This window comes from Campylobacter sp. RM6914 (genome assembly GCF_004803835.1).
GTDB classification, from domain to species: domain Bacteria; phylum Campylobacterota; class Campylobacteria; order Campylobacterales; family Campylobacteraceae; genus Campylobacter_A; species Campylobacter_A californiensis.
Window position 1 is genome coordinate 752,625 of record NZ_CP012545.1, and the last position, 17,976, is coordinate 770,600.

15 protein-coding genes and 2 pseudogenes are annotated in these 17,976 nt (G+C 36.3%); 5 read left to right on the plus strand and 12 right to left on the minus strand.

Features of this window, described 5'->3' with window-relative positions:
• Position 1: 1 nt before the first annotated feature.
• Genes CCAL_RS03990 through glmU form a run of 3 tightly spaced genes read right to left on the minus strand, consistent with a single transcriptional unit; the run spans position 2 to position 3,158 of the window.
• Positions 2-688: a hypothetical protein gene (locus CCAL_RS03990; protein ID WP_169938693.1), complete on the minus strand. Its 687-nt coding sequence runs from the start codon at positions 686-688 to the stop codon at positions 2-4.
• Entirely contained in the window at positions 689-1,864 is a 1,176-nt protein-coding gene (coaBC, locus tag CCAL_RS03995; protein WP_170017183.1) for a bifunctional phosphopantothenoylcysteine decarboxylase/phosphopantothenate--cysteine ligase CoaBC, read from the minus strand.
• Positions 1,857-3,158, minus strand: coding sequence for a bifunctional UDP-N-acetylglucosamine diphosphorylase/glucosamine-1-phosphate N-acetyltransferase GlmU (gene glmU / locus CCAL_RS04000; protein WP_169938690.1), 1,302 nt, complete (start codon positions 3,156-3,158; stop codon positions 1,857-1,859). Before glmU ends, coaBC begins: the two co-directional genes overlap by 8 nt.
• 132 nt (positions 3,159-3,290) lie before the next feature.
• Here glmU and CCAL_RS04005 point away from each other — a divergent pair, with 132 nt between their 5' ends.
• From CCAL_RS04005 to CCAL_RS04025, 5 genes are read left to right on the plus strand one after another with little or no spacing between them, the layout of a single operon-like run.
• Positions 3,291-4,055 (plus strand): motility protein A, encoded by a 765-nt coding sequence (locus tag CCAL_RS04005; RefSeq protein WP_169972534.1) that lies wholly within the window; start codon positions 3,291-3,293, stop codon positions 4,053-4,055.
• Between the two features lie 3 nt (positions 4,056-4,058).
• Positions 4,059-4,835, plus strand: coding sequence for a flagellar motor protein MotB (locus CCAL_RS04010; RefSeq protein WP_170017181.1), 777 nt, complete (start codon positions 4,059-4,061; stop codon positions 4,833-4,835).
• Between the two features lie 3 nt (positions 4,836-4,838).
• Positions 4,839-5,570 (plus strand): flagellar type III secretion system pore protein FliP, encoded by a 732-nt coding sequence (gene fliP / locus CCAL_RS04015; protein ID WP_172285060.1) that lies wholly within the window; start codon positions 4,839-4,841, stop codon positions 5,568-5,570.
• Positions 5,571-5,602: 32 nt separating this feature from the next.
• The gene (locus tag CCAL_RS04020) at positions 5,603-6,823 is read left to right on the plus strand and encodes a hypothetical protein (protein WP_170017260.1); all 1,221 of its coding nucleotides are present in this window, start codon (positions 5,603-5,605) and stop codon (positions 6,821-6,823) included.
• Positions 6,820-7,692 (plus strand): DMT family transporter, encoded by an 873-nt coding sequence (locus CCAL_RS04025; protein WP_169938878.1) that lies wholly within the window; start codon positions 6,820-6,822, stop codon positions 7,690-7,692. The genes CCAL_RS04020 and CCAL_RS04025 overlap by 4 nt, the downstream gene beginning before the upstream one ends.
• A gap of 7 nt (positions 7,693-7,699) precedes the next feature.
• Here CCAL_RS04025 and CCAL_RS04030 read toward each other — a convergent pair whose 3' ends face one another.
• The 9 genes and pseudogenes from CCAL_RS04030 to rseP form a co-directional block, all read right to left on the minus strand.
• On the minus strand, positions 7,700-8,383 hold the full coding sequence (locus CCAL_RS04030) for a metallophosphoesterase (protein WP_170017262.1): 684 nt from the start codon (positions 8,381-8,383) through the stop codon (positions 7,700-7,702).
• A gap of 80 nt (positions 8,384-8,463) precedes the next feature.
• Positions 8,464-9,942, minus strand: coding sequence for an aldehyde dehydrogenase family protein (locus tag CCAL_RS04035; protein ID WP_169938882.1), 1,479 nt, complete (start codon positions 9,940-9,942; stop codon positions 8,464-8,466).
• A gap of 307 nt (positions 9,943-10,249) precedes the next feature.
• Positions 10,250-11,650, minus strand: coding sequence for a methyl-accepting chemotaxis protein (locus tag CCAL_RS04040; protein ID WP_394346913.1), 1,401 nt, complete (start codon positions 11,648-11,650; stop codon positions 10,250-10,252).
• A gap of 24 nt (positions 11,651-11,674) precedes the next feature.
• Positions 11,675-12,247, minus strand: a pseudogene (locus tag CCAL_RS09535) (PDC sensor domain-containing protein); the annotation flags it as partial.
• Between the two features lie 302 nt (positions 12,248-12,549).
• On the minus strand, positions 12,550-13,869 hold the full coding sequence (locus CCAL_RS09540) for a methyl-accepting chemotaxis protein (RefSeq protein WP_216656489.1): 1,320 nt from the start codon (positions 13,867-13,869) through the stop codon (positions 12,550-12,552).
• Positions 13,870-13,983: 114 nt separating this feature from the next.
• Positions 13,984-14,616 (minus strand): annotated as a pseudogene (locus CCAL_RS09545) (cache domain-containing protein); the annotation flags it as partial.
• Between the two features lie 537 nt (positions 14,617-15,153).
• Entirely contained in the window at positions 15,154-16,062 is a 909-nt protein-coding gene (locus CCAL_RS04050) for an AEC family transporter (RefSeq protein WP_170017037.1), read from the minus strand.
• Between the two features lie 164 nt (positions 16,063-16,226).
• Complete coding sequence (locus CCAL_RS04055; protein ID WP_170017035.1) at positions 16,227-16,862, minus strand: YggS family pyridoxal phosphate-dependent enzyme; 636 nt, start codon at positions 16,860-16,862, stop codon at positions 16,227-16,229.
• On the minus strand, positions 16,859-17,971 hold the full coding sequence (rseP, locus tag CCAL_RS04060) for an RIP metalloprotease RseP (RefSeq protein ID WP_170017034.1): 1,113 nt from the start codon (positions 17,969-17,971) through the stop codon (positions 16,859-16,861). Before rseP ends, CCAL_RS04055 begins: the two co-directional genes overlap by 4 nt.
• Between the last annotated feature and the right edge of the window lie 5 nt (positions 17,972-17,976).

The window sequence follows — 17,976 nt, forward strand, 5'->3', positions numbered from 1 at the left end:
ATCATCCTTTTATGTCTATTATCTTACCGCTTTTATCCCACAGCGGTGAAATTTGGCAGGTTTCTATCTTACAGCTAAATTCATAGTTTAGTAAATTTGCTACTTTTTTAAACGGCGTGCTTATCGACACAATACCTTTTTCATCAAGTCTAAATAAAATCGGCGCAAAATTTGAAAAAGCAAGATAAAATGCGCTCTCTTTTTGTCCTTTTTTAAATTGAAAAATCCCATAAATTTCATTGTATAAAAATGGTATATGGACTATCTTTTCTTGCAAGGCTAAAAACATATCGGTATAAATTTTAAAAGACTCTTTATCTTTTGCATTCATCAGCGAGTCGCAAATATGCTCGTAAAACCACGCCAAGTCATTTTCTTTTATAACGCGTTCGATTAGATTAAGACCTTGCGGCAGTATGCCAAAATTTAAAATTTCAGGCTTTTTAAACATATTTTTTATAAGTATATTTTCGTTGTTGCTCTCTATCTCAGCCCAGTAATTAGCGCCGATATCAAGTTGTTTAGCACTTTTTGTATTTAAATTTCTATTTGCAAATTTCAATATATATCTATTAAAGCCGATCTTTTCAGATACTTTTAGGCTAATAGGAAGCGATGTGTTTAACGCGATAGGCGCTACATTTTGCGCGTTAGCTATCTTTTGAATTTTGCCTATTTTACTTATCATTTATCTTAATTCATTTGATAAATTTACTATTTTTGTCGCTATAGCTTCTTTTGAAGCAAGTTGTAAATTTATGGTTTCATTTTTTGTTATAAAGCTGATTTCGTTTTGGTCGCTACCAAATTTATTTTCTTCCCTTAAGACGTTTAGGCAAACGGCATCAAGTCCTTTTTGTTCTAGCATTTTTTTGGCGCTATCTACCGCAATGCTTACATCGGTTTCTAGTTTAAAGCCGATTTTGCGACATTTAAAGTCTTTTAATTCGTTTAATATATCGATATTTTCGGTTAATTTTAGCGACCAATTTTTTCCAAGTTTGTTTTTTTTAAGCTTGCCGTCAAATTTTTCCTCGCTTATGTAGTCGCTAATCGCAGCACACATTATGAGTAGGTTGGTGTCTTTGCACTCATCTTTTAAAAGTCCTAAAAGCTCGTTTGAGCTTGTGAAATTTCTTACTTTATAAGGCACGTCTTGTGTTTTAACGCTAGTAAGCAAGCTTACATCCGCACCTGCATAAAAAAACGCATCCGCTAAGGCTTTTGCCATTTTGCCGCTTGAAAAATTTGTGATAGCCCTTACTTCGTCTATCTTTTCAGTGGTTGCGCCACCTGTGATGAGAACCTTTTTTTCTTTAAAAATTTGCTTGCAAAATGATCGTTTGACATGATAAAGTATTGTTTCAATGTCTGCCAAGCCGCCCTTGCCGACATCTCCGCAAGCTAGAGTTTTAACGACCGGCTCGATGATTTGTGCGCCGTTTTGAGCTAAAAATTCTAAATTTTTACATGTAGAAAAATGCTCTAGCATGTTGTGATTTGCGGCAGGGGCTATCAAAAGCGGGGCTTTTGAGGCGATTAAAGTTTGCATAAAGACGTTATCGCAAACCCCACTTGCTAGCTTATTTATGGTGTTTACCGAGCATGGAGCAATCAAGATAAGGTCGGTTTTTGCGTAGTTTATGTGGCTTAAACCCTCCTGCCAATCCTGTGTTCGAGAGCTTAAAATTTTATGATCACAAAGTGCTTCAAATCCACTCTCATTGCAAAATTCAAGCGCCCCATCGCTTAACATTACTCTAACATCCGCGCCTAATTTTCTAAGGCGCGAGAGAATTTCGTATGATTTATAAAATGAAATACTACCGCAAACTACCAATAAAATTTTTTTACCCTTAAGCATCTTTTTTACCAAAAAATTTATAGAAAAAGCCCTCTTTGTTGATCTGCTTGCCACGACTTATCGCTAATGCACCGCTTGGCACGTCCGAAGTTACGGTGCTTCCTGCTGCTATCAAGACATCATCGCCTATGTTTACAGGGGCTACTAGTTGCGAGTCGGATCCTATAAAGACGTTTTTGCCGATCACGGTTTTATGCTTTGCCTTGCCGTCATAGTTGCAAGTTATAGTTCCACATCCGATATTTGTTCCGTTATCTATCTCGCAGTCTCCCAGGTAACTTAAATGCCCGGCTTTAACACCGTTTAATACGCCCTTTTTTACCTCGACAAAATTTCCGATATGAGTGCCTGATATCTTGCTTTTTGGCCGTATGTGAGCCAAAGGTCCGATGTCTGAGCTTTTTATAATGCTTTCTTCTATCACGCTTGAGCTTTTTATAATGCTTTCTTCTATCAAGCATTCGCCAAGTATGCTTACGTTTTCTTCAACAACGCATTCGCCTTTAAAAACAGCTCTTGCGTCTACAAATATAGTTTGTGGTAAGCGCATATTTATGCCAAATTTCATCCACTCTTTTTTGATGTTATCTTGCATGATATTCTCAGCTATGCTTAGTTGAAATTTGTCATTTATGCCCATGAAATTTTGCTCGCAAACATCAACAGCTACACAGCTTAGATTTTTTTGATTTGCAATTTTTATAGCGTCAGTTAGATAATACTCTTTTTGCGAGTTTTGGTTATTGATAAGAGGTAAAATTTCTTCTAAGACTTCGCGTTTAAAGCAGTAGCAACCGGCATTTACGCGGTTTATTTTACGCTCTTCTTCGCTTGCATCTTTTTGTTCTACTATGCCTGTTACTTTGCTGTCTTTTTCTATCACACGGCCATAGCCGAATGGATCTTTGCAAACAAAGCTTGACATCGTTATATCCGCATCTTTATCGCAAAGGCTTTTTAGCTCTTGTGCGCTAACTAAAGGCATATCTCCGCATGTGATTAAAACTTTTTCGCCCTTAAATTTTATGCCCTTTAAAGCACCTGCAGTGCCTGGGAAATTTGCAAGATCTTGAATGTGAATTTGCGTGTCTTTAAATTCTGATAAAATATGCTCTTGTATAAGTTCTTTTTGGTGATAAAGCACGACGTGAACATCATTTGTTATCTCATAAGCTTGTTTTAAAACATGCCTTATCATGCTAACTCCGCTTAGTTTAAACATAACTTTAGGAGTTGTTGATTTCATTCTTGTTCCAAGCCCTGCGGCAAGTATAATTATCGAAATATTATTCATTTTAAGCCTTGGTGATTTAAAATTTAAACGCGATTGTATCAAAAAAAGACAAATAAAATTTTGAATTTAATATAACTTCAATGAAATTTAAGTAAAATATGAAGTTTATTAAATTTTTTAAGCGAGAAGACTATGGATTTAGGAACCGTTGTCGGTTGGGTTTTAACTCTTGTTTTACTTTTTGGAGCTATGGCGATAGGCGTAGGGATAGGGCCTTACATAGATATACCGTCTATTATGATTGTTTTTGGCGGAACCATCGGTGTAATGATGGTCGGCTTTAAAATGGAAACACTTAAAAGTGTCGGCAAATTTTACGGTATAGCCGTAAAGCCTCAACAGATAAATCTTAGCGAAACTATAAAAAAACTTGTTGATTACTCTACTAAGGCTAGACGTGACGGTATCTTAGCGCTTGAAACCGATGTAAATAACGAAACAAATCTTTTTATGAAAAAAGGACTTTCAATGGCGGTTGACGGCACAGAGCCTGATACTATACGCGCACTTTTGGAGATAGACATCGATCAGTCCTCGTCAAGACATAGCGCAAATATCAAAATTTTTGATCAAGTCGGTGGATTTTCGGGATCTATGGGTATGATAGGAACGCTAATCGGACTTGTTGCGATGCTTTTAAATATGTCAGATCCTTCGGCGATCGGTCCATCAATGGCGGTTGCTCTCTTAACAACTCTTTATGGAGCGATGATAGGAAACATCATTGGAGCACCGGTTGCCAATATCTTGTCTATACGTGATGCGGATGAGACACTTGAAAAACAGATGGTTTTAGAGGGTATCATGGCGATACAGTCGGGAGACAACCCAAGGACGCTTGAGGCAAAACTGCTAGCATTCTTGCCTCCAAAAGATAGAAAAAGTCAGTTTGAGTAAAAAATGGCAAAGTTAATAAAACCTAGCGACTGTCCTAAATGTATGCCCGGTTGGCTTGCAACCTTTGGTGATCTTATGTCGCTACTGCTGTGTTTTTTCGTTTTGCTTCTTTCTATGGCAACAATGGATGCGAAAAAATTTGAAAATGCCATAGGCTCATTGGCCGGTGCGCTTAGCGTGCTTGAAGGTGGTTCTCGTCCGCAAGTGCAAAAAGAGCAAGAGATGAGTTTAGAAACTAGCACTAGAGAAACCAGGGCAAAGTTAAAATCAGAAAACGAGATCATGAAAACAGCTAGCGCGATAAACCAGCTTTTAACCGCCAGCGGATCACCTGAAGTAAGTGTGGAAGAGGCTGAGGATGGGTTTATACTAAGACTTCCTGCTAGTTTGCTCTTCTCAAAAGGTAAAGCACAGATAGAAAATGACGATGCAAGGCTGTTTTTAAAGCGAATTTCAATGGTTATAGCTAAACTTCCTAGTGAGGTAAATACAAATATCATAGGACATACGGATGATCAAAAACCAGATATCGACTCTATCTATAAAGACAACTGGCAGCTTTCTTCTGCTAGAGCTATAACGGTTGCGCAAGAGCTTATAAATAACGGAGTTGATGCTAAAAAGTTAATAGCCTCAGCAAGGGCTTCTTATAATCCGTTTGCTAGTAATGATAGCGAGCAAGGTCGCGCCAAAAACAATAGGGTGGAAATTCATTTCGTTTCGCTTGATAAAAAAGAGAAAGAAAGAACTAAAAAAAGCATACTTGATGCGGGACAATAGAGCGTGAGAGCGTTATTTGTTTTACTTGTATTTTTCTGCGTAGGTTTTGGTGCCGATCCTGTCGTGCCTACTATAAATTTAAGTCTAAGTGCTCCAAGTAGCCCGCAACAACTTGTAAATTCTTTAAATGTCATGATATTCTTGACGGTGCTAACTCTTGCTCCGTCTTTGATATTTATGATGACGAGCTTTTTGCGGCTTATTATTGTCTTTTCATTTCTTCGTCAAGCAATGGGAACACAGCAAGTTCCACCTTCAACCATACTTATCTCTCTTGCTATGGTGCTTACATTTTTTATAATGGAGCCGGTTGCAAAACAAGGCTATGAAAATGGCATTAAGCCTTATCTTGCCGAACAGATAGGATATGAAGAGGCGTTTACAAACTCCGTTAAGCCTTTTAAAGACTTTATGGTAAAAAATACAAGGGAAAAGGATCTAGCACTATTTTTTAGGATAAGAGATCTGCAAAACCCTTCAAATATAGATGATATACCTCTGAGCATTGCGATGTCTGCTTTTATGATAAGCGAGCTAAAGACGGCATTCGAGATAGCATTTTTGCTCTACCTACCGTTTCTTGTTATCGATATGGTTGTAAGCTCGGTTTTGATGGCCATGGGTATGATGATGCTTCCTCCGGTTATGATATCTTTGCCGTTTAAGCTTTTGATATTTGTTCTGGTGGATGGCTGGAATTTATTGGTTGGAAACTTAGTAAAAAGTTTTCACTAATGTTACCTGTTTTTGCCGCTTGAGGTGCTATCATGAGTGCTAAAATTTTAATATTTTTACTATTTAGCTGTGTTGCATGGGGAGGAAATTTAGTTCAGATCATAAATTTGGCTCAAAGTGCAAAACTCGAAGAGTATGTTAAATTTAACCAAATAAACCAAGAAGATACAAAAAACAAGCTACTAAATATTGATATAAATGCTCGTTATAAGCTCTCTAAAGACTTAAGTAAAGATGTTGTGTTAAGGTCTGGTGGTATAACTGCTAGGATAGAGTATCTGCTTTTTGATGGTGGAGAAAGAGAAGCGGCAAATAAAATTTTACTATACAAAAATGCAAATAATTTTTATAAAAATGATGAGTTTTTAAATTTAATCAGCTTTCAAGTAGGCAAAATTTATTTTAACGCCATCGCTATAGCCGAGCTTATAAATATCGAGCAAGAAAGGCTGGAACTTTTAAAAGAGTTAAGCATAGACGCTTCGTTTTGGCTTGAGTTTAATGACATCGGCTTTGATGAGTTTGTGGCACTTGGATTAAATTTAAAAAACAGTCAAGAGACACTTGAGGAGCTTTTGTTTAGGCAAAATGAGCTTTTGTCGCGTATCAGCCTTCTTTCTGACGCAAGTATAAATTTTGAGCACGGCTCAAGCGTGATAATGCCTAAATTTGACAACAAAACATCTTTGCTTAAATTAAATGCAATCAAGCAAGAAAAAATCATCAAAAAAGAGGAAGAAAAACAAGAAAAGAGTCGCTTTGCTCCAAAGGTTTATTTAAAAGACTTTCAGCATCTTAGTGCAGACGATCTAAAGATAGGAAACAAGAGCGGTTCTGAAGCATTTGATAAATATCTTGATGCTAATAAGCCCATGATCGAGTTTAAATGGGATATCCCAAATGAATTAAGTTTAAGTAGACAAAGACAAGAAAAAAGAGTTGCCTTACTTAGCGCCAATGAAGAAGAGGATGGGATTATCCTTAAACTAAAAGCCATCAAAAAACGCATAAATAAACTTGATGCAATGGTAAAAATAGACACCATTAAACAGCTTGATATCCAAAAAAATTTAAAAACAATCACTCAAAGATACGCAGAAGGAAAGATGGAATATCGTGAATTTTTTTATTTATTTGGCAAAAATTTTGATGATAGAATAAATTTTATATTAAATTATGATGAGATGCAAATGCTCTGCCTTGAGTATTATTACGAGGCTGGTGATGAAATTTTAAAGAGGATTTTTGATTGAAAAATTTAGTTTTTGTAACTTTTTTGTGGGCGTTTAGTTTTAGTCTTATAGGTGAATTTTTAGCTGGCAAGATCGATAGTTATTTTAGTGTTTTTGTGAGAGTAGCACTTGCGGCGTTGGTGTTTTTGCCATTTACTAAATTTAGAGGGATTAAGCCTAGTTTTGCATTAAGTATCATGGCGATAGGTGCCGTGCAGATCGGCGTAATGTATCTTTTTTACTATAACTCTTTTTTGTATCTTTCGGTGCCCGAAGTCGCCCTTTTTACAATATTTACACCATTTTATGTAACGCTTGTGTATGATGCGTTTAACCGTAAATTTAAAAAGCTTTATCTAGTGAGTGTTGGCATTGCAGTATTTGGAGCATTTATCATAAAATACGGCGCTATAAATGATGGATTTTTAACGGGATTTTTATTGGTTCAAGGAGCAAATATTTGCTTTGGAGCAGGGCAGAGTGCGTATAAAATTTTACTTGAGAAAAACACCATAGAGCAAAAAGGAATTTTTGGATATTTTCATTTTGGAGCGTTTTTTGTCACGTTGCTGGCGTTTTTGGTGTTTGGAAATTTTAGCCGTATAACTCCTGACTTAACTCAAAGCGCCGTTCTTATATGGCTAGGTGTCGTGGCTAGTGGAGTTGGGTATTATCTATGGAATAAAGGAGCAACGCAGGTTGATAGCGGAGTTTTGGCTATCATGAACAACGCGTTAATTCCCGCTGCTATCATTGTAAATTTGTTATTTTGGTATAAGCAAACTGACCTTTTACGCCTTGTGGTTGGAGGAGTGATCCTTTTTGCCTCGCTCGCTGTGCATAAGCGAATAATCAAATTTTATGAAAACCACGAAGTAAAAACAGTTTAAATTTAGCCTAACTTTCGATATTTTCTTGCGTAAAAATTTTCATACTTGGAAATTCGATCGCGCAAAGACGCGGGTTTGCTCCTTGCTTGTAAACACAGCCAAGGTCTATATTTGCACTAAAATTTGTTATATCAGGATCTTTAAGCGGAGTATGTCCGTAGACATTAAAAATTTTTGCATTTTCAAAAGTATCGTCACGCCCTGATATGACGTGCTTTCTAAAATCATCTTTTAGGCTTTTATCTTTTCTACTGTTCCACATTTTACCTACGGCAGAATGCGACACCACAAGCTTTCTTTGATCCGAGGTTTTTAAATTTTTATACTCTATATACACTGGTAAGGAACGCATAAATTTAAGATGTTTTTCTTTTAATTTTTGCTTGTTTTGATACGAAGCAAAGGTCTGTGCTCCACCGTTTTTATAAAACCAAGGCTCATTTAAAAGCTCTTTGCCTTTTAAAAATTCATCGCTAAATTTAAGAAGCCTAAATTCGTGGTTGCCAAGGACGCAGTCATAGCCGTTTTGTAAAATAAGCTCTATGACTTCGGCGCTATTTTCGCCTCTATCTATCACGTCTCCAACAAAGCAAATACGCGAATTTAGTCCGTTGGGAAATTTGTCTATAAGTGCAAGTAGGGTTTTATAGCAACCGTGAACGTCGCCGATGACATAGATGTTTTCTTGCATATTTGTCCTTAAAAAGTACAAATTATACCAAAGAGAGTTTAAAAATTTAAAGAAGATAGGGCGAAAATTCGCCCTATACGTTACTGCTCGTAAAAGCCGCTTGGTTTTCCTGTAAGATCTATCATGATATTTTTCATTTGAGTGTAGTGTTCTAGGATTATCTTGTGTGTTTCGCGACCAATACCTGAGTTTTTATATCCGCCAAATGGACTTCCTTCAGGGATTTGGTTGTATGTATTTATCCATACGCGACCTGTTTCCATTAGTCTAGCGACACGAAGCGCTTTAGTTATATCTTGAGTGAAGATACCTCCGCCAAGACCATACTCACTATCATTTACCATTTTGATAAGCTCTTCTTCGTCTTTAAATTTTATCACGACGCCAACAGGACCGAAAATTTCCTCTTGAGCTACACGCATGTCATTTGTGACATTGGTAAGTAGAGTAGGCTTAACAAATGCACCTTTATCGCAACCGTTTGCACTATATGCTTCGCCTCCTACTGCTACCGTAGCACCTTCGTCTTTGCCGATCTTTACGTATTCAAGGATCTGAGCCGCTTGTTTTTTGTTTACTTGTGCACCCATTTGAGTGTTAGGATCTAGCGGATCTCCGACTTTGATATTTGCAAATTTCTTAACCGCTGCTTCCATAAATTTATCATAGAATTTCTCTTCTACAAAGATCCTACTTCCCGCGCAGCAAACTTGGCCTTGGTTAAAGAGTATGCCAAGTTGAAGTCCGTCAAGCGCTTTTTCTAAATTTGCGTCGGCAAAGAAGATATTTGCACTCTTTCCGCCAAGCTCTAGCGTGGCAGGGATTATGCGTTGTGCGGCTGCGATAGCGATATCGCGACCTATCTCGGTTGAGCCTGTAAATGCTAGTTTATCAAGTCCGGTGTGATTTTTGATCCACTCACCGGATTTGCTTCCGCGACCGGTTACTATGTTTACAAGACCTTTTGGTAAGATATCGCCTATTAGTCTAAATAGTTCAAGAACACTAAGGCTTGTTTCGCTTGATGGTTTAAATACGCTTGCGTCACCCGCGGCAATAACCGGAGCTAGCTTCCAAGCCGCCATTAAAAATGGAAAATTCCAAGGCACTATTTGTCCAACAACGCCGATAGGTTCGCGAAGCACTATAGAAAGTTGCTGTTCGTTTAGAACGTTTGAACTTCCCTCCTCTCCCTGTATAACACCTGCAAAATACCTAAAATGCTGAGCTGCAAAAGGGATGTCAACATTTAGTGTTTCTCTTATAGGTTTACCGTTATCCATTGTTTCCACGCGAGCAAGGTGTTCTTTGTTTGCATCAATTATATCGGCGATTTTATTTAAAAGAGCACTTCTTTCATTTACGGTGCTACGTTTAAATTTATTAAACGCCTCTCTAGCAGCTTTAACCGCATCATTTACGTCATCTTCTGTTGCGTCTGCTATTTTAGCTAGAAATTCTCCGTTTGCAGGGTTTGTGCTATCAAGAGTTGCGCCATCTTTTGCGTCACGCCACTCACCATTTATATAAAGACCGTATTTTGGTAGTAGTTCTGTCATTTTTTCTCCTTGTATTTTTTATGAATTAACAATAAAATTATATTCTCTAGCTACTTAATGCTTTTTAAATTATGATTAAATTTTACATATAAAATTGAATTTGAAATTTATTTATCAGAAAAATAAAAAAAGCCCTAAAATAGCTTTATATGCATAAAATAAAGGAAAGATAATATATAAAAATGACCCAAATTTACACAAGATGTAAACGGTTTTTAACAAAAAAGTGTTATTTTTAGTTATAAAGGTAAATTCGCCAGGGCAAGGCGTTTTCTAGCCCGGGCGAATTTGTGATGGTTAGCAGTGATTAAAATTTACTTTTTTTGACGTCTTCGACTATCATTTTTGCCATTACGTCTACTTCTTGTGTCACTTCGCTTGTTGTGTTTACGATACTAACATTTTGCTGTGTTAAAGTATCTATTTGAGCAACAGATTGGTTTATCATATTTATACCTTCACTTTGCTCTCTTATGCTTTCACTCATCTCATTGATTGATTGGGCTAATACATTTGTATTTGCTTCTATCTCACCTAGAGATTTTTGAGTTCTCTCTGCTAGCTTTCTTACTTCATCAGCAACAACAGCAAATCCACGTCCATGCTCTCCTGCACGTGCAGCTTCTATAGCGGCATTAAGTGCAAGTAAATTTGTTTGATCTGCTATATCACGGATTATAACTATGATATTTTTGATCTCTTCGCTTTGTCTTATAACATCTTGTGTCTTTTGAGATATTGCACTCATAGAGCTACTCATCTGTTCAACTGCTGCTGCACTCTCTTGTAAAGAGTTTGCTTGTAGGTGTGCTCCATTTGTTAGCTCTTTCATAGAGCTTGCTAGGATCTCTGCCTTTTGTTCAAGGATTTGTGCTTTTTCAAGGTTGTATTTAAGCATACTAGCTATCTCTTCACCAAGAATATTTGTCGCCTTTTCTACCTCGCCCTTTGCATTTTGAATTTTAGCCGTGAAATTTGAGCCTCTATAGTTGTCAAAAACTTTTTGTATCTCATTTAGATCACTACCGACCTTTACTTCAAGCGTAGCAAGCATTTTGTTTAAAACATTTTTGAGTTCTACTATACCTGGATTTGCAGGGTTTTGTGTGATCCTTGCTTTTAGGTTGCCGTCTTCTATCATTTTTGCAGTATCAACGGCTTGGTTTAGGGTGACACTGTCTTGGTTTGCGGCTTCTTGAATTTTAGCGATACTTCCGTTTATCATATCCGCCATTACGCCAAATTCGTCTGTGGTTTTTATGTTGATCCTAACAGGTTGTTTGATCTCGTAGTTTAGGAAGCTAAAGAACGAATTTAATCCATTTGTGATATCGCCTAGAGGTTTTAGGAAGTAAGTCACGGCAAATATCAAAATACCCACGATGAAAACTATAAATAAAACAGATGAGATAACCTGGGAAACTAGCACGGAATTAAGTATAGGTTGATAATCACTTAGTGAATTTACCGAGCACACTAGCCAGTTTGCAGCTTTATATGTCTCACAGGAGCCTATCTTTTCTTCACCGTTGTATGTGTATTCAAAACCGTGATCAGGATCTTTAGCATGGCTATCTAAGAAAATTTTGCTAACGGCTAGATTCTCTTGTGAAGTTGATGTGATGTTTTCATAGTTTGGATGATACACAAAGTATGATTTTGCCATATCAACTATAACTATGTTAGAAGTTGGCGTATCTTTTATCATGTTAAGAGCAGCTTTTAGATCGTCTATGTAGATATCTACGCCGATAACACCTATTCTCTTGCCGTCAACGATGAAAGCCTTGCTTACGCCCGTTGCGTATTTATTTGTTGTGCCGGTTACGTAAGGATCGAAAAAGGCGATTTTACCGTTAGCTTCACTACCTTTTTTATACCAGCCTCTTGTTCTAGAGTCAAAGTTATCTCTATAAACCGTCTTGTGGTATATGCTTGAAATTTTACCTTTTGAATTTTCTGCGCCGACAACCTCGCCGGTATCTTCAAAGCCTATATAAAGTTCGTCTAGTTTTGCAGCTGTCGCAAGTTTTTGCAGTTCAACTTCAAGCTCTTGTCTGTCATTTAGAAGGTGTTTGTTTTGTTTTAAAAATAGCTCAAATTGCTCTATGGCAAGTATTTTTGTGCCAAAAAACTCTTCAACAAAAACCTCTGCTGCTTTTGATGATGCTTGCTTTGAGTCCTTTGATAAGTTGATTATCGTGTCCTTGGACTTAAAGTAGCTAATGCCTGAAAATACGACAAAAGACAGAGTCAGTAAAGCCAGTATTATGACGGCAAGTTTGTTTGAGACCTTTCTCATCATTTCGTAAAACTCCTTTTTTGATAAAAATTGTCGAATGATATGCTTTTTAAAATTAAATTATTATTAATGAATAATCATTTTTTTATTTATCATAAATTTACGCTGTTTTTTGATGTATAGGTAGATGATTATGATACTGGCAATAGGGCGTTTAGAAAAGAGTGTGAAGAAAAGTAACAAAATTTAAATTTATAAAATTTAAATTTCATTTTTGCAAAAATTTAAGTGGTAAAAAATGTGAATTTTCGAAATATTATTTCAAGCGAGAAAATAATCTCGCTTGATTATGTGAGTAAATTTGTCTAAAACTTCCTCTTCCTTACATCCTCAACTATCTTCTTAGCCATCTCATCTACTTCAGAAGTTACTTGATTGGTTTTATTAGCTACTTGAACATTTTGCTGTGTTAAAGTATCTATTTGAGCAACAGATTGGTTTATCATATTTATACCTTCACTTTGCTCTCTTATGCTTTCACTCATCTCATTGATTGATTGGGCTAATACATTTGTATTTGCTTCTATCTCACCTAGAGATTTTTGAGTTCTCTCTGCTAGCTTTCTTACTTCATCAGCAACAACAGCAAATCCACGTCCATGCTCTCCTGCACGTGCAGCTTCTATAGCGGCATTAAGTGCAAGTAAATTTGTTTGATCTGCTATATCACGGATTATAACTATGATATTTTTGATCTCTTCGCTTTGTCTTATAACATCTTGTGTCTTTTGAGATATTGCACTCATAGAGCTACTCATCTGTTCAACTGCTGCTGCACTCTCTTGTAAAGAGTTTGCTTGTAGGTGTGCTCCATTTGTTAGCTCTTTCATAGAGCTTGCTAGGATCTCTGCCTTTTGTTCAAGGATTTGTGCTTGGCTTAAATTTGCTTTTAGCATGTTGGCTATCTCACTGCCAAGAGCGTTTACACCGCTAGCTACTTCACCTTTATCATCAAGAGTTTCTGTGAAATTTTGATTTTTATAGGCTTCAAGTAGTTTTAGGACATCTTGTGCATTCGCGGCTATAGCTGTTTTTAACGCTTCTTGTAGCTCTTTAAATGTGCCTTTTAGTTGGTTTAGAGCGGGATTTATAGTCTGCGCGTCTAACATGGCCATGAAATTTCCGCGTTTTATCTCATCAACAAAGCTATTGGCCTCTTTTATGAAGGCATTTTGCTCGGCTAAATTTCTCTCAGTCATTTTGATGTTTTCATTTATTAACATGCCCATTTTACCTATCTCGTCATTGGCGCGGATAGTGATAAGATCGGCTTTGTTTGTTTTGAAATTTAAAAATTCAAAGAAATTTTCTAGGTTATTTCCTACGGTTACGATACGTTTGCCAAAAGTTTTAGAGTAACTCCACATTGCAAAAGATAAAATTAGCATGGAAACAACGGCTAAAATGATAATAAAATTTCTAAGCTCATTGGTTTCTTTGACTGTTTCATCTTTGGGAGCGATTAAGACCATGCCCCATATTTTATCAAAATGAGGAATTTCTATATTTACATAAACTACTTTTGAAAGTTTCTTGGTAACGGCAGAAACCACCTCTATCTCGATAGGTTCTTCTTTTTGCAAGGCGCTTTCTATCGGCTTAAGGGCAGGGTTTACATCAACCATTGACTTGCCTATAAGGGCTGTTTCTTTATGCACTATAAATTTGCCTGTATGAGAAACTAAGAAATTTACGTCACCATCATACAGATGTATGCTGTCGCATAGCTTTTGAATATTTGCCACATCAAGAGTTATGCCAACAACACCTACAAATTTACCGCTTACGATGATCGGGCTAACGGCTGTTGTAACTAGCTTTTCTTGACCGCCGTAGTTGTAGAAAAACGGCTCTAAGATAGTTGGTTCGCCGGTGTTTTTTGGTATAGTATAGTAGTCCGCTTTTTCATATCCGGCTACTCTTCTGGCAAAAGATAGAGTGCCGTTTAAATTTGTTACATAAGGGGCAAATTTACCATCTTCGCCGTATAAGATACTAGCACCACCGTCTTGGGATTTACTATAGACCTCTTCGCTATCAGTCATCATCCAGACGGCTAGAAATTCGGTGTTGTTTTTTGCTACTTCGTAAAATATATCGCCGATGCTATCTGTGGTTAGTTTATTTTCTGCATCAAGCGCACCGCCGATAGTTTCTGATAAAACTCTTGAAGTTTGCATAGCTTTTGAGAAAAACGCTGAAACCTTTTCGGCATTTTTACCCATTTCGCTTTGGATATATTGGCTTGTGTTGCGCTCTGACATTCCTAGCGTTTTTGAAGCAACTATGATGATAACTAGCAAAAGTGCAGCTAGTGCCATCCCACAACTCATGAGAGTGAGTTTTGTTGAGATATTTAGGTTTTTAAACATTTAGATCCTTTCTGTTGTATGAAAAGCTTAAGTCAAATTATTACTATTCGTAGCTAAATTTTTAATAAAATCAAAATATTTTTTAGGCAATAGTTATCACGTGTTTCCAATTGTTTCAGGGGTGTATTTTTATAAAACTTAATATTTATATAGACTATAAAAATTTATAAAATATTAATATTTCCAAGCAATATCAGTATATAATATAAAATATATAAATTAATATTTTTAATTTATATAAAATTTACTTTATATCAAAACTAGCATGAATTGATAAAATTTAAAATTTATCATATAAGATAAAATTGCCTTTTTATCGCTAAAAAAATGGAAATTTACAAATTTGATATCAAAAAAATTATTCTTTTTTGGCATATATTTTCGTGGATAAATTTTACTTTTAAAGCCATAAAAACTTAAATTTAAATCATAATATAAAAATAAAGATTTATATTTTTAAGAGATTATGGTATGAGAAATAACGTAGTTTGTGCTTTAAAATTTTAAATAATAAAATTAATTATTTATTTTAGTATCTTAGGCTCCAAAGATGAAAAACAACATTGGAAATATCGCAAAACTAAAGGCAACTCCAAGCGCAACGGCTGAGATAGCAAGAGAGCTATCAAGCCCGGCCTTCATTATCATAGCACTTGCTAAAACCATAGGAGGCATGCAAGATTGAAACAATCCTACGAGCCAGGTTTGATTTATCGGTATGTTTAGTGTGCCGGTTATTGCTGCAAAAAATAGCGCCGGAACCACCATCTTGCAAAACAAAACAATACTAACGCTCTTGTAAGAGCTGGTTATACTTCCAAAGCTAAGTCCAACTCCGATGGCAAATAAAGCCACTGGAGTAACGCTGCCCTCAAGCATATGAAGTGGCTCAAAGATAAACTCCGGTAAAGATATTTCTTTTAGACAAAGAGCTAGGATAAGTGCTACAAATGGAGGGAATTTTAAAATTTTCATCGCATTTTGAAAAAGTGAAACCTTTTCTGGTGCGCCAAATGAAAGTATCAGCGGACCAAGGATCGAGATAGGTATGGATGTGGCTAGTTGATCGTAAAATATAATCTCGTTTAATACACCGTCGCCAAAAAAACCTTGTATGACGGGCATGCCCACAAAGAGGGTATTGCCGAATAAGCTTAGCATGACCATGCTTACGATTGTTGGTTTTGAAAATTTAAACAAGATACCAAGTCCAAGAGCCACTAAAGCCCCTGTGAGTGTTCCCAAAAATCCGGTTGCGATGGTATTAAGTAGTTCAATATCGATATTTACATGATATACTTTATCAAAAATCAAAGCAGGGATGGCAAAACAAAGGACAAAATCAACAAAGATGATCGAATGTTTTTGTTCTAAAATTTTTATCTTTTTAGCAAAAAAGCCGATAGCAACAATAAAGAAAATAGAAAATAACGGAATAAAATTCATAAAAACTCTTTTAAAATAAAAAATGGATTATAAAATCATGGGGTTTAAAATTTAATTAAATAAGTAATTGTGGCTCAAATTTTGCATTTTATTTTTTAAATTTTTGTTTGTAAAGTTATTTTGGAGTAATAAATTTGACTTACTCTAAGATAAACCAAATTTTATCAAACGTATAAAATAGTTCCAAGTCTTATCATGTTTGAGCCACATTTTATGGCTAGTTTAAAGTCAGAGCTCATACCCATAGAACAAATTTGTGCTCCATGGGGTTTAAGCTCTTCGTAAATTTTATAACTTAGCTCAAAGCTTTTTTGAATTTCTTTCTCGTTATCGCTGTGTGCGCCGATACTCATGATACCTTTTAGGTTGATATTTGGACAAAGTTCTTGTATCTTTAAATATGTCTCTATAGCGTTTGACGGAAGAACTCCTTGTTTGGTGTCTTCGTTTGCAGAATTTATCTGTAAAAGCGTATCAAGTTTGTAGTTTAGACGTTTATCGACTTCATGTGCGCGTTCTAAACTATCGCAACTTTGCCAAAGAGTAGGGCGAAGTGAGATTAGTTGGTTGATTTTATTGTTTTGCAAACGACCTATCATGTGCCATCTTATATCAAGAGCTGCTGAAATTTCACTTTGTTTTTTTGCCATTTCTTGCACTCTGTTTTCACCATACTCAAGCTGACCTTGTGCATGTAGAGCAAGCACCTCGGCACTTGTGACATTTTTGCTAACAGCAATAAGCCTGACGTCCGGTTTTATGGAGTTTATCTCTTCTAAAAGTGCTTTTAAATTTATCATTGGTAACCTCCGCTAAGTCGCATTATATCGTTATATGTGGCAAGTAACATAAGGCTTAGCAGCACCGCCCAGCCACAATACGTAAGTGCCACGTATACGCGCTCGTTCACCTCACGCCTAAACAAAAGTTCATATAAATTAAAAAGTATGTGTCCTCCATCTAATGCAGGTATCGGCAGTAGGTTTAAAACACCTAAATTTACCGATATAAGTGCTACGATAAGAAGAAGAACAGATATATTTATCTGGGCCGCTTTTGACGTGATGTCGGTAATTTGCACTATGCCTCCAACCTCTTTTAGTGGCACTATGCCGCTTACTAGTTTTTGAAATCCTAGAAATATCAGTTTTGAAGCATTTATCGTTTCATCTATGCCAAATTTGACCGCACTAAGTCCGCTATGATAGATTTTTACTATCTTGCCTTTTGGAGATATACCAATAAGTGGTTTTTGTATGCGCTCATTAAAGGCGTTTTGAGTTGAGCCTATTTTTGGAGTGAGATAAATTTCTAAAACCTGCCCTTCACGTTCGATCAAAAGACGTGTTTTTTGAATTTTTACATTTTTGCTTATATCATCCCACTCTTTTATCTCGTTTGAGTCTATTGCTAGGATTTTGTCATTTATGGCAAGCTTTGCCTCATATGCGGCAGAGTTTACAGCTATGTGGCCCACGACAGGAGCTAGCTTATCGACACCCATAAAGCCTATAATGATATATATAAAAAAAGCTAGGATAAAGTTAAAAAACGGTCCAGCAAAGAGTATATAAATTCTTTTTAATGGGGTTAGGGTGTTATAACTATCTGCGTCGTAGTTTTTATGCGCAGGATCTGTATCATCTTGACCTTTTAACTGAACATAGCCACCAAGAGGGATCGCGCTTAGGCAGTAGTCGGTATTGCCGACTCGTTTTGTAAAAATTTTATTGCCAAATCCTATACTAAAAGTATTTACGGCAATACCTACCGAACGAGCAGCCAAAAAGTGTCCAAGCTCATGAAAAAATATCAAAAAGCTAATGGCAAAAACCGTAACTAAAAAATAAAACGAATAAGCCCAAAGTCCTAAAAGAAGTAGGACTAGAGTAAAAATAAGACCTTTCAAAAGTC